This is a genomic window from Methylorubrum sp. Q1 (genome assembly GCF_004683995.1).
In the GTDB taxonomy this organism is placed as follows: Bacteria; Pseudomonadota; Alphaproteobacteria; order Rhizobiales; family Beijerinckiaceae; genus Methylobacterium.
This window is the reverse complement of sequence record NZ_SRHQ01000008.1, coordinates 38,895-50,990: the sequence shown is the minus strand read 5'-3', so window position 1 is coordinate 50,990 and position 12,096 is coordinate 38,895. Positions and strand designations below refer to the sequence as shown.

At 63.0% G+C, this 12,096-nt stretch carries 9 protein-coding genes and 1 tRNA gene; all 10 read right to left on the bottom strand.

The features are described 5' to 3' along the window. Nucleotides 1-137: 137 nt before the first annotated feature. Nucleotides 138-797, bottom strand: a complete 660-nt coding sequence (locus E4V01_RS09645) for a hypothetical protein (protein ID WP_135298206.1) — start codon at nucleotides 795-797, stop codon at nucleotides 138-140. Between the two features lie 43 nt (nucleotides 798-840). Continuing rightward, complete coding sequence (locus tag E4V01_RS09640; RefSeq protein ID WP_135298205.1) at nucleotides 841-1,950, bottom strand: DUF262 domain-containing protein; 1,110 nt, start codon at nucleotides 1,948-1,950, stop codon at nucleotides 841-843. A gap of 78 nt (nucleotides 1,951-2,028) precedes the next feature. Further along, nucleotides 2,029-3,366 (bottom strand): site-specific integrase, encoded by a 1,338-nt coding sequence (locus E4V01_RS09635; protein ID WP_193763180.1) that lies wholly within the window; start codon nucleotides 3,364-3,366, stop codon nucleotides 2,029-2,031. A gap of 493 nt (nucleotides 3,367-3,859) precedes the next feature. Next, nucleotides 3,860-3,952 (bottom strand) — tRNA-Ser (locus E4V01_RS09630). Nucleotides 3,953-3,987: 35 nt separating this feature from the next. Then, nucleotides 3,988-4,770 carry a glycosyltransferase family 2 protein gene (locus E4V01_RS09625; RefSeq protein ID WP_135298203.1) on the bottom strand — a complete coding sequence of 261 codons (783 nt, stop codon included), beginning with the start codon at nucleotides 4,768-4,770 and terminating at the stop codon, nucleotides 3,988-3,990. A 60-nt stretch (nucleotides 4,771-4,830) separates the two neighbouring features. Next, the gene (locus E4V01_RS09620; RefSeq protein ID WP_135298202.1) at nucleotides 4,831-6,363 is read right to left on the bottom strand and encodes a class I adenylate-forming enzyme family protein; all 1,533 of its coding nucleotides are present in this window, start codon (nucleotides 6,361-6,363) and stop codon (nucleotides 4,831-4,833) included. Nucleotides 6,364-6,476: 113 nt separating this feature from the next. Beyond that, nucleotides 6,477-6,980, bottom strand: coding sequence for a GNAT family N-acetyltransferase (locus E4V01_RS09615; protein WP_135298201.1), 504 nt, complete (start codon nucleotides 6,978-6,980; stop codon nucleotides 6,477-6,479). A gap of 68 nt (nucleotides 6,981-7,048) precedes the next feature. Continuing rightward, a complete protein-coding gene (locus E4V01_RS09610; protein ID WP_060768283.1) occupies nucleotides 7,049-8,146 on the bottom strand; it encodes a microcin C ABC transporter permease YejB in 1,098 nt (365 codons plus the stop codon). Between the two features lie 91 nt (nucleotides 8,147-8,237). Continuing rightward, nucleotides 8,238-10,112 (bottom strand): extracellular solute-binding protein, encoded by a 1,875-nt coding sequence (locus E4V01_RS09605; protein WP_135298200.1) that lies wholly within the window; start codon nucleotides 10,110-10,112, stop codon nucleotides 8,238-8,240. After that, nucleotides 10,109-12,034: an extracellular solute-binding protein gene (locus E4V01_RS09600; RefSeq protein WP_135298199.1), complete on the bottom strand. Its 1,926-nt coding sequence runs from the start codon at nucleotides 12,032-12,034 to the stop codon at nucleotides 10,109-10,111. The genes E4V01_RS09605 and E4V01_RS09600 overlap by 4 nt, the downstream gene beginning before the upstream one ends. Nucleotides 12,035-12,096 lie beyond the last annotated feature (62 nt).

Here is a 12,096-nt window from a genome sequence, read left to right as displayed (position 1 = left end):
AAGATAGATGTAACCTTTGGTCTTAGCCATTCTGATGTGACGCAATCCACTGTCACATCGTACCGTCACGCCAGGGCGTACCTCAAAGTGTCGCAGCTTTGCATTGCCCGGCTGTATCCTCAGGCAGCTTGAGAAGATCAAGGCCCTGAGTTCCAGCACTCTGAACCGCCGTGCCTCGTTATATGATTAAACAATATCCGATCAATCGCAGATACGAGCCTCACTTGGTCGTCAAGTCTTTCCCTCACATCTTTTAAGGTAATTCTAGGCGGAGCAGCATGGGCCAGTGCAGTCCTTATATCCTGAAAGGCAACTATCAGCGCTTCAACATCTCGCCGCATGGTTCTCCCCAATCGGGCATCGAAGTCTGGTATCCCAAGCCTGGCGAAAAGACGCCGCATGTTTTTATGTGAGGGATACGCACAGGCTTCGTGTAATCCTCGGCCATCGAAAAAGTCAGGTAAGTTTTGACCACCTTTAAGGAATGACCATAGATCGGCCTCCGCATTAATAGCTTGATGAAGCAACGTCTCCTCTTCCGAATAGGCAAATCTCTTAAAATATGGTGTAAGTCTGCGCCGAGCAAAGGAAGCGCGCACTTCGGCAGGCAGGTGTTCGCCCTTAGAGTGCCTGCGAAGAGCTTGGACCCAACTCTCAATTATCAGCTTCAGGTATGTTTCCAAGGCGGCGCTAGTTTGAAAGATGGCGCACTGAAAAACCATATCTCTGACCTCAGCCAGATTTTGATCTCCTAATTCTTTTGGCAACGAGTTCGCTTTTCGAGATTGCTCACGCAACTCGGCGACCCTTCGCTCGAATTCGACCCTGAAAACGCTACGCCTATACGGCATCCGTGAACTCGTTTAGAAACGAGAGATACATTTCTATACGCGTTTTCACGGATTGTTCATCGCTCGTTGCACGGCCGATGCTATTTTCGAAGCGTTCGGAAGCGAATAATCGAGCAGCCGACCTTTGCAGTCGCTCAGGTTCGAAGTTTCTCTTATGAATTAGTGCGTTGGTCGTCTCGGAGAAAGCGACCATTTGAGCGTCGTATAGAGCCGAGTTGAAACTTGTGTTTGGACGAAGATTTTCGTCATATATGCGAAATGCAAGAGGACCAAGCGCAAAATCGACCAATGATAGCGTCGCGGCGAAGTCGTCCGCCCATTGGTCGATCTGTCGCTCAGGTGTATTCCGGTTGCTGCTTGTAAACTGATCGAGGAAAACAGAGAGAGGCTTCGCATATTCGTCGCGCGCGTAGCGGAATGCAAAGAAGCGCAGAACGAGTTCAGCGCCTCTCATTCGATTGTCACGTTTGATACCCGTCAACCGCTTCCAAGTTTCGTTTCTAGTGAGTTCGTCAAGCTCACGCATTAGAGGGCCGTGGTTGATACCATGCCGAAGCTCTTGAGCATTCAGCTTCACGGAACCCGTGTTCAATCGCTCGAACACATCGAATTTGATCTGCGGATGCGTATCTTTAAGGATTGTGATGCACCGGATAGTGCGGTTCAGAATATGATCCCGAAAGCGCGGGTCCAAGTTGCTCCAGTTTAAGTCATTCAACTCAGGATACGTCGTCAGTCCCTGTAGCTCGTACCCGTCATCCATAAACAGCTTAATACTGAGTAGCCGCTGATTGCCGTCGATCACAATAAGCTTATAATCGTGAGCTTGACTGAAATAAACGACAGGGATTGGGCACTGAATAATGAGTGACTCAATTAGGCGCGACGCTTGCGTCCTATTCCAAACGTAGCCTCTTTGAAATTCTGGAATTTCGATTTTACCGTTCGACATATATCCGTATAAGGACGACACCGTGAGGTCTGAAGTTTCTGTGTGTAGCCTTCTTTGCTCTGGTGGAATATGCCTAAGCTCTAACTCATCGCTTTTCTGCGCACTGGGGAAGAGCCGGTCCGCTAGGGCTTTATGGTTCAGAGACATGCAACCCTCATATCATGAAAACGCACCGATTTGCTCTCTGCGTAATGGGCGATCACTGTTTGTCGGCTGATATCGGTGTTATTGTTCAGTTCGCTGCGAAAACTTTTTATGCTGCAATCCATAGTCAATCTTTTTAACCGCAGCGGCGAGCAGCGATAATGGAATTTTAGAGCCATAGGAGCGTCCAACATTCCTTAAGTTCGAGTGGCCGGTCAGAGCATCATGAACCTCTTCCTCTATTCCCGCTTTCCGGCAGGCGTCCTTGAATGTATGGCGTAAGGAGTGGAAGACCTTCCCCTTGCTAACAATGCCTATGCTGCGAAGATGCCGGCCAAACCACTGTGAGTAAGCTTTTGTGGGCTCGTAGATACCGTCGTGCGGTAGTTTGGGAAAAAGACGGTAGCTGCTTTCTCCGCGTACGTAGTCAAGGAAGCCCAGTGTTATCAAATTTGGATGAATAGGTACAATTCGGCGCGATGAGGCGTTTTTCAAACGTTTTGTGGCCCCGGCGATGTCTGTTTGGTCTGTAATCCGCAGATGTGGTATGACGCCGATATCGATGTCAGACCTCATCAATTGGCCGATTTCATTGAGACGAGCGCCGGTATACAGCCCGATCAAAGGTATCCAGTACTTTTCTGGCTCATGGGGGCCGCAACTTTTTTCAGAAGAAAATAAGGATATCAAATCGTCGTGGTTAAAGGCTTCGCGCAAGCGAATAGTAAGCGGATTAGATTTCGGCTTGATGCCAGTAGTCGGATTACGTTCCAGCAAGTCAGTCGCTACGGCCCAGTTAAAGCACCCGCCGAGCAGATTAAACCATGACCGGATCGCTTGAGGTGTTAGCCTGCTACGCCGCTCATCGATGCATTTTGCCCGTTCAACAATTTCAGGGAAGGTCAGACTGCGCTCTTCACGGCTAAGCCTGGCTGGAACTGTGAAGGCTTTTGTCTGAAGTTCTACCAGCAAATTTTTGTTAATGGAGTTTATTTCAGTCCTACCTCCGTGCAGTTCCTGAATGTACCTTGCAACCATTCTCAGTTTTGATACTGTTTTGATCGGCTTGCGCGTAGCGGCTGCATATCTTTGGACGAGTTCATCAAGCGTAACGAACGGCTGTCCGTTCGGCGCTAACGTTACATTCCCTGCGATCGCGGGTGCTGTCGAGGGCATGTCGCTGAAGTCGTACATTCTCCATCGTTCTTCGGCCTCAAGGACCGACCGGAGTTCGGCTTCGACCATGCGCTCCACTGAGAACAGCGTCGCATGCCAAGCTGGCACGGAAAGCCCAGCATCGCTGAGGATGTCAGACGTTAGAGCTTGAAGCTGTGGGCTGTGAATGAGCCAGGCACGCGGCCTGCCACAAGCGCCAACGAGATCGCATTCGGCCCTGAAGTTTGCGTCGTCGTCCCGCATCGAGGGATCGTTCAGAAGGCGTTGCGCCCGCTCATAACGTTGCCGTGTGCCCGAGTTGGCTACGGCCTCTCTCACGCGTTCGATTTGCAGAGCCAAAGGGAGCTTCGTCGATTCGAGATTTCCGTCCCATCTCGGAACCTCCCAAAGCTCATTGAGCAGAGGACGGGAACGACGAGACGGTGAGGCGTCGATAGCTCCCGGTGAGAGTGCGGCCTTTGCGACTATCGTTTCGAATTCGCAGTGCGCCGCGTTCCAAGGCTCGAAGAGCCTACGTTTATCTGCGGTCCGCAGCGATCTCTCGAAAAAAGTTTGGCCGGTCGTTGCCTGCGCCGCGACAGGGAAGCGTCGAAAATACACCCAGTTCCCGGACCGGTGATTTCGCTTCAGGTGCGGGAACTGCCGCATCGTTGTAGGGCTCGATGTAGGGGCGGATGTGGTATCCTACCCCTTGAGCCGTATAAATTTTTTGAATGCCGAAGCCCATATGGGCGGGTGGCGGAGACGGAGGGATTCGAACCCTCGATACCCTTATTAGGGGTATGCTCATTTAGCAAACGAGTGCCTTCAGCCTCTCGGCCACGTCTCCACTGCGCTTGGCTGTAGAAGCTCCGGCGGGACGGGTCAACCCGGTCGGCGCGGGGTTGTGACACGGCGCTCGTAATGCTTGGCGACGCGCAGGTGGCGCGAGATCGCGTAGTTCATGGCCGTGAGGAAGCCGTAGGCGCCGCGCACGAAGTGGCGTCGGCCGAAATAGGCCTTCAGGAAGTTGCCGGGCAGCTCGACGTAGAGGCGCCAGGCCGGGATCGTGACGCCGCGGGCGTCGAGGTCGTCGGCCTGCTGGTCCGAATAGCGGTTCAGTTTGGCGAGCTGGTCGCCCAGCGAGCGCACCGAGAAATGGTGGATGCGTCCTTTGATCCGCCCGGTGGTGACGCCGGGGCCGAGCACGACCCGGTCGTGGACCGGTGAAGTGGAGTAGGTGCTCAGGTCGCGCCGGTAGAGCCGCACCGGGGTCAGCACGTAGGCCCAGGGGTGGGGGCGTGTCTCGCCCGGGAAAACCTCGGCGATGGCGATGGTCCATGCGGCGTGCGTCGGCGCGCCTTGGGCGAAGACGGCGCGGATCGCCTCGGCGAGGTCGGGCGGCACCACTTCGTCGGCATCGAGGTTGAGCACCCAGTCGTGGCGGCACTGCTCTTCCGCGAAGCGCTTCTGCCGGCCGTAGCCCGGCCAGTCGTTGTGAATCACGCGGGCGCCGAGCGAGGCGGCGAGCGCCTGGGTGCCGTCGGTCGAGCCGGAATCGACCACCACGATGTCGTCGGCCAATGCGCGCACCGCCGCGAGGGTCGCACCGAGGCGGTCGGCCTCGTTCTTGACGATGATGAAGACGGAGATCGGGAGCGGGGCCATGGGTCTCGAAGCGCGCGGGGCCTTCGCTGTACCGGCGCGATTCGGCGCGAACAAGCGCGGCTATGCGACAGCCTCCGCCAGCCGCTTGCGTTGAACCTTGCCGTTGGCGGTGCGGGGCAGCGCCTCGACGAAGCGGACCGCGCGCGGTGCCTTGTAGGCAGCCAGACGTTCGCCGCACCACGCCATCAGTCCCTCCGCGTCGGGCTCGGCGCCGGGGCGCAGAACCACGAAGGCGGCAATGACCCGGAGGTCCACGCGGACGGAAAGCTCCGTCACGCCGACCTCGGCGATGTCGGGATGGCCCGCCAGCACGCCTTCCACCTCGACGGGCGAGACGCGGTAGCCCATGGCGTTCAACAAGTCGTCGTTGCGCCCGTGGAACCAGAGATAGCCGTCGGTGTCGAGGCTCGCGAGGTCGCCGCCGGCAAACCACGCGCCGTGCATCACTGCCGCCTCTTCCTCCGGTCGCTGCCAGTAGCCGAGCATCAGGCCGGGGTCGGAACGGTGGATCGCCAGCAGGCCGGTCTCGCCCGGCGGCAACGGTTCGGGCGGTCCATCGGCGGGCAGGATCGCGACGCGGCGTCCCGGTTGTGGCCGGCCGGGCGAACCGGGGCGAACGGGGATGGTCGGGCCGCTCGACACGTAGGTCGAGATCTCGCTCATGCCGAGCGCCTCGTAGAGCGGCTTGCCCGTGGCCTCCGTCCAGGCGTCGAGGAGGTCGGCCGACAGGGCCTCGCCCGCGGTGACGCCGTGGCGCAGGCGGGACAGGTCATGCTGGGAGAGGTCGGCGTATTTCAGGATCTGGCGGTAGACGCTCGGCACCGCCGCGAAGATCGTCGCGCCCTGCTCGGCGATCAGGCGGGGCCAGATCCCACGGTCGCGTGGGCCGTGATAGAGCACCGTCGTGGCGCCGCAGGCCCAGGGGTCGGTGATGCCGACGCCGAGCGTGTAGGTCCAGTTCATGGTGCCGGCATGCAGCATCACGTCGGCTTCGGTGAGGCCGAGCCAATGCGCGTGCATCGGCCGGCGGCCCCAGATGGCGCGGTGAGCGTGGAGCACGCCCTTGGGACGGCTCGTGGTGCCGGAGGTGTAGACGAGGGTCGCCGGATCGTCGGCGGCGGTATCGGCATAGTCGGCGAGCGGCTCGCCGGCCTTCATCGCCGCGATCGTCTCGGTGTCGAGCCGGAGACAGTCCGCGGCACCGCTGGAATCCGAAAGGCCTTGACCGGTCACCACGGCGGCGACGCCGGCATTCTCCATCAGGAAGGCGGCTTCGTCGGCCGTCAGTTGCGGCGAGGAGGGGAGGGCGACGAGGCCGGCGGCGAGCGCACCGAAATAGACCAGCACGTAGTCGGCCTCGTTGCCCATGCGGATCATCACCCGGTCGCCAGCCTTCAGCCCGAGGCCGAGCAGCCCCGCCGCAATGCCGCGCACCGCCCGGTCGGCTTGCGCATAGGTGAGGCGGCTGACCGTGCCGCCGTCGCCCACCATGACGAGCGCCGTCTTGCTGCCGCGCAGCCGGGCATTCTCCGCGAGGCAAGAGCGGGCCGCGTTGAAGCGGGGCGGCGGCTGGCGGTCGTCGGTGCTCGGCACGGCGGGCGTTTCCCGTTATCTCGGCGTTTGCCCCGGTGTCCGATCCTGATCTCTCACGGTCAAGCGGTGCCTCGACCGTGGAACGCTGCGCGGAGGCGCCCGCATGAAGCCCGCTATCGGCGTTTCGGCCGGATTGGGCCGGAGAGGCCGGCGCTCGCCCCGTCCTTGAGTTCCAGCCAGAGGAAGCGCCCGGGATCGACCGGCCCCGGCAGAGCGAGCCGGCCCGCGGGCACCGGCAGGAAGCCGAAGCGGCGGTAATAGGGTGCGTCGCCGACGAGGACGACGAGGCCGTGTCCGGCGGCGCGGGCGGCATCAAGGCTCGCCTGCATCAGGCTCGTGCCGATGCCGCGATCGGAAAAGCTCGGATCGACGGTGAGCGGCCCGAGCACGAGGAGCGATCCGCCTTGCGCCTCGGCCGGGCCGATCCGCACCGAGCCGACGAGATAGGTGCCGACGAGCGCCGTCAGGCAGAGATCGGGCAGGGGCGCGACGCCCTCGCGCAGGCGGTAGGCGGTGCGGGCGAAGCGGCCGGGGCCGAAGGCGCGGGCATGCAGCCGCTCGATCGCCGCGGCGTCGTCCGGATGCTCGGGGCGGATGACGAGGGGGAGGGCGGTCACGGGCGGCGTCCGGCGGCGAATGCGCGCCGATAGCAGCCGGCTGCGCAGTCGGCAAACAGAGGTGAGCGTCAGGCGCCCCGAGCCGAGAAGTCGATGCGCGGATCGATCCAGGTGTATGTGAGGTCGGAGAGTAGATTCACTGCCAGACCGAGCAGGGAGAAGATGTAGAGCGTGGCGAACACCACCGGATAGTCGCGGCCGACGATGGAGGAGAAGGACAGGAGCCCAAGGCCGTCCAGCGAAAAGATCGTCTCGATCAGCAGCGAGCCGGTGAAGAAAGCGGTGATGAAGGCACCGGGAAAGCCCGCGATGACGATCAGCATCGCGTTGCGGAAGACGTGGCCGTAGAGGACGCGCCGCTCGCTCACGCCTTTCATGCGGGCGGTGACGACGTATTGCTTGCGGATCTCGTCGAGGAACGAGTTCTTGGTCAGCAGGGTCGAGGTGGCGAAGGCGCCGAGAACCAGGGCGGAGAGCGGCAGCACGAGGTGCCACGCATAGTCCAGAGCCTTGCCCCAGAGGCTCAGGGACTCGAAATTCTCGGAGGTGAGGCCGCGCAGCGGGAAGATCTGGAGGAACGAGCCGCCCGCGAACAGGATCACGAGGAGGATGCCGAACAGGAAGCTCGGGATCGCGTAGCCGACGATGACGACCGCCGAGGTCCAGACATCGAAGCGCGAGCCGTCGGCCACCGCCTTGCGGATGCCGAGCGGAATCGAGATCGCGTAGGAGATCAGCGTCATCCACAGACCGAGGGAGATCGAGACCGGGAGCTTCTCCTTGATCAGATCCAGCACCGAGACGTCACGGAAGTAGCTGCGGCCGAAATCGAAACGGAGATAGTCCCAGAGCATCTTACCGAAGCGTTCGTAGGCCGGCTTGTCGAAGCCGAACTGCGCCTCGAGCTTCTTGATGAAGGCCGGGTCGAGCCCCTGCGCGCCGCGGTACTTCGAACTCTCGCCGCCGCTGCGGGCTGCGCCGCCGCCGAGGTCACCCTGGCCGCCGGTGATGCGCGAGAGCGAGCCTTCCTGCTGGCCCTGGAGCTGCGCCAGCACCCGCTCCACCGGGCCGCCGGGGGCGAACTGGATGATGGCGAAGGTGATGAGCATGATCCCGAAGATCGTCGGGATCATCAGCGCGATGCGGCGCAGGATGTAGGCGAGCATGGAAAATCCTCAGCGTCTCTCACGAAACTCCCGCCGCGCTTTCGTCGCCAGGGCGAAAGCCGACGGTGACCGGGCGTTTCGTGAGGCACTCTCAGCCCCGGCCGATCCGGCGCGCCCTGGCCTCGTCGTACCACCACAGGCCCGGCACGCCGAGCCCGTAGGTCGGTAGCTTCGCCGGGCGGCCGAACATGTCCCACAGGGCGAGGCGGTACTCGGGCGAGTACCACATCGGAATCCAGTAGCGCCCTGCCCGCAGCACGCGGTCGAGCGCGCGGCAGGCCACGGTGAGGCTCGCGCGCGAATCCGCGTTGGCGATCCGGTCGAGCAGTGCGTCGATCACCGGATCGGTGATGCCGGCGAGGTTGTTGGAGCCGGGGATCGCCGCCGCGCGCGAGCCGTAGGCCTCGCGCAGCTCCGGTCCCGGCGTCGCGTCGCCCGAGGCCGCGCGAGAGGTGATGTCGAAGTCGAAGTCGCGCACCCGCGCCTGATACTGCGCGGCATCGACCGCGCGCTGGCGTGCCTTGATGCCGATCAGCCCGAGATTGCGGATGAAGGGCTGGACGATCGGCTCCCAGACGGAATCCGAATCGAGGAATTCGAACTCGATCGGCGTGCCGCTCGGCAGCCGCAAGGCGCCGCCCTCGCGGGTGCAGCCCGCCTCCTTCAGCAAGGCCACCGCGCGGGCGAGCAACGCCCGGTCCTGGCCCGAACCGTCCGGAACCGGCGGCGTCCAGGCTTCGCCGAAGACCTCGGCCGGCACCTGCCCGCTGAAGGGTTCGAGCAGGGCCAGCTCCTCCGCGGCGGGCTTGCCCGTCGCCATCAGGTCGGTCTTCTGGAAGAACGAGACCGTGCGCTCGTAGGAGCCGAACATCGCCGTGCGGTTCGTCCAGGGGAAGTCGAAGCACAGGCCGACCGCCTCGCGCACGCGCGGATCCTTGAACACCTCGCGGCGGGTGTTGAAGAACCAGCCCTGGATGTTGGCCGGCGCGGTGTCGGGCAGGGTTTCGCGCTTCACGCGGCCCTCGCGCGCGGCGGGGAAGTCGTAGCCCGTCGCCCAGATCCGCGAGGTGAATTCCTGGCGGTAGGTGTAGGCGCCGCCCTTGAACGCCTCGAACGCGACCTGCCGATCGCGAAAATACTCGTAGCGGAGCTGGTCGAAGTTGTTCTGCCCGACCATCACCGGAAGGTCCGCTGCCCAGTAATCGGTCACCCGCTCCAGCTCGATGAAGCGGCCGATATCGATCCGCCCGACCTGATACGGGCCGGAGCCGAGCAGCGGCTTGAGGGTCTGGGCCTCGAAGTCGCGGCCCTCAAAGAACTTGGCCGAGAAGATCGGCAGCCCGGCGACGATCAGCGGCAGGTCGCGGCTGCGGCTAGGTGCGAAGCGGACGACCAGGGTCTCGTCGCCCTCGGCGATCGCCTCCGCGACATCGCGGATCACCTGCGCGATCGTCGGGTGGCCCTTTTCCTTGAGGATGGTGAGGGAGAAGGCCGCGTCCCGCGCGGTCAGGGGCGAGCCGTCGTGAAAATGCACCTGCGGGCGAAGCGCGAAGCGGTAGGTCAGGCCGTCGGGGCTGATCTCGACCGAGCGGGCGACGAGGCCGTAGAGCGCATCCGGCTCGTCGAGCGCGCGCACCATCAGGCTGTCGAAGGTGAAATTGATTCCGGCCGCGCCGTTGCCGCGGAAGACGTAGGGGTTGAGCGTGTCGAAGGTGTCGAACGCCTGATTGCCGAAGGTCTGGACGAGATGGGTCGCGAAGCGCCCGCCGCGCGGCGCCATCGGGTTCACGTAGTCGAAGTTCGGGAAGTCGGGCGCGTATTTCAGCTCGCCGAAGCTCGAAAGGCCGTGAGTTCCACCGTGAGCCTTGCGGACATCCTCGGCGCGGGTCGGGCGGGGCAGGGCGCCCGCGAGCGCCAGCACTCCCGTGCCGAGGACGACGCTCCGGCGGGTCGCGCCCGCGCTCATCGCGGGGCCCCCGTCTTGGCGGCGAGCGCCTCGTCGTACCACCACGTCGTCGGGAAGCCCGAGGCGCCGTATTTCGGCAGCACCGCCGGGCGGCCGAAGCGGTTCCAGCGCAGCGTCCGCGTCGCGGCAGAGGACCATTGCGGCACGACGAAGTTTTGGGAGAGGAGCGCCCGGTCGAGGGCATGCGTGGCGGCGACCAGCGTCTCGCGATCCTGGGCGAAGATCACCTTCTCGATCAGCGCGTCGATGCCGGCATCCTTGATGCCCGCGATGTTGCGCGAGCCCGGCTTGTCGGCCGCTGCCGAACCCCAGAACTCGCGCTGCTCGTTGCCGGGCGAGAGCGATTCCGGCCAGTTCGAAGTGGTGATGTCGAAATCGAAGCTGCGCAGGCGGTTCTGGTACTGCGCCTGATCGATCACGCGGATCGAGGACTCGATGCCGATGAGCTTGAGCTGCGCGGCGTAGGGCAGGATCACCCGCTCGAACACGTTCTGGAATTCGAGGAACTCGACCGTCAGTGGCTCGCCGGTCGCCTTGGCGACCATCCGGCCGCCCTTCAGCTCGTAGCCGGCCTCGCGCAGCAAGCCCACCGCCTTGCGCAGGTTGGCCCGCGCGGCCTCGGGCGTATCGTTGACGGGGTTGGCGTAGGTCTCGGTGAAGACGCTGCCCGGCAGCTTGTCCCTCACGCTCTCAAGGATCGCCTTCTCCGTCCCGTCGGGCAGGCCGGACGAGGCGAGGTCCGAGCCGTAGAAGTAGGAATCGATCCGGCTGTACAGGCCGTAGAAGAGCTGCCGATTCATCTCCTCGAAGTTCAGGGCGAGGTTGAAGGCGCGGCGCACGCGCTCGTCCTTGAACTTGTCCCGGCGCAGGTTGAACACGAAGGCCTGCATGATGCCGGTGCCGCGGCCGGGGAACTCCTCCTTGATGAGGCGGCCTTCCTTCACGGCGGGGAAGTCGTCGTAGGCCGTCGCCCAGTTGCGCGCGATGTTCTCGCTGCGGAAGTCGTAGAGGTCGCCCTTCAGCGCCTCCAGCAGTACGGAGCCGTCGCGAAAGTACTCAAAGCGGACCGTGCCGAAATTGTTGCGGCCGCGGTTCACCGGCAGATCCTTGCCCCAGTAATCGGCCACGCGCTCGTAGACGGCCGAGCGGCCGGCATCGATCTTGGTCAGCCGATAGGGGCCGGAGCCCAGCGGGATCTCCAGGGTCGTCTCGGTGGCGCTGCGTGGCTTGCCGTTCTTGTCGGTGCCCGTCCACCAGTGCTTGGGCAGCACCTGCATCTGGCCCAGCACCTGGGGGAGTTCGCGGTTGCCGGCCTCGCTGAAGCGGAAGACGATTTCGCGCTCGGCCCCCGGCTCGGCCTTGGCCACCGTGTGGTAGTAGGCGGCGTAGAACGGGCTGTTGGCCTTCAGCGTGTCGAAGGACCAGATCACGTCCTCGACGGTGACCGGCTTGCCGTCGTGCCAGCGTGCGTTCGGCCGCAAGCGATAAGTCACCGACTGGCCGTCCTCCGCGATCCGCACGCCCTCGGCGAGGAGGCCGTAGGAGGAGAACGGCTCGTCGCCGGAATCCTCCATCAGCGTGTCGTAGATCTGGGTGATCCCGCCTTCGAGATCGCCCTTCAGGCCGTTGACGATGAAGTTGAGGTTGTCGAAGCCGCCCTGCGAGCCGAGCCGCACCATGCCGCCGACCGGCGCCTTCGGGTCGGCATAATCGAAATGCTGGAAGTCCGGGCCGTATTTCGGTTCGCCGAGCAGGGTCAGCGCGTGGCGCCAACGACCGGATTCCTTGCCGGGTGCCTCCCGCGCCGAGACCTTCGAGGCGGATTCGGCGGGCTCCTGAGCGGAGGCGGGCCCCCGCAGTCCCAGGAGGACGAGCGCTCCGGCGAGGAAGCTGCGGCGGGCAATTACGGCGTTTTCCGTCACGTTGGCGCGGTCTCCCGATCCCGTGAGAGGTCAGTCGGGCGTCGTTCTAGGACGAGCCTGGG

Bases quoted from the DNA above. Each gene is read 5' to 3' on its own strand.
- E4V01_RS09605 (WP_135298200.1), bottom strand. From the start codon at position 10,112: ATGAGCGCGGGCGCGACCCGCCGGAGCGTCGTCCTCGGCACGGGAGTG.
- E4V01_RS09625 (WP_135298203.1), bottom strand. From the start codon at position 4,770: ATGGCCCCGCTCCCGATCTCCGTCTTCATCATCGTCAAGAACGAGGCC.
- E4V01_RS09635 (WP_193763180.1), bottom strand. From the start codon at position 3,366: ATGCGGGACGACGACGCAAACTTCAGGGCCGAATGCGATCTCGTTGGC.
- E4V01_RS09640 (WP_135298205.1), bottom strand. From the start codon at position 1,950: ATGTCTCTGAACCATAAAGCCCTAGCGGACCGGCTCTTCCCCAGTGCG.
- E4V01_RS09610 (WP_060768283.1), bottom strand. From the start codon at position 8,146: ATGCTCGCCTACATCCTGCGCCGCATCGCGCTGATGATCCCGACGATC.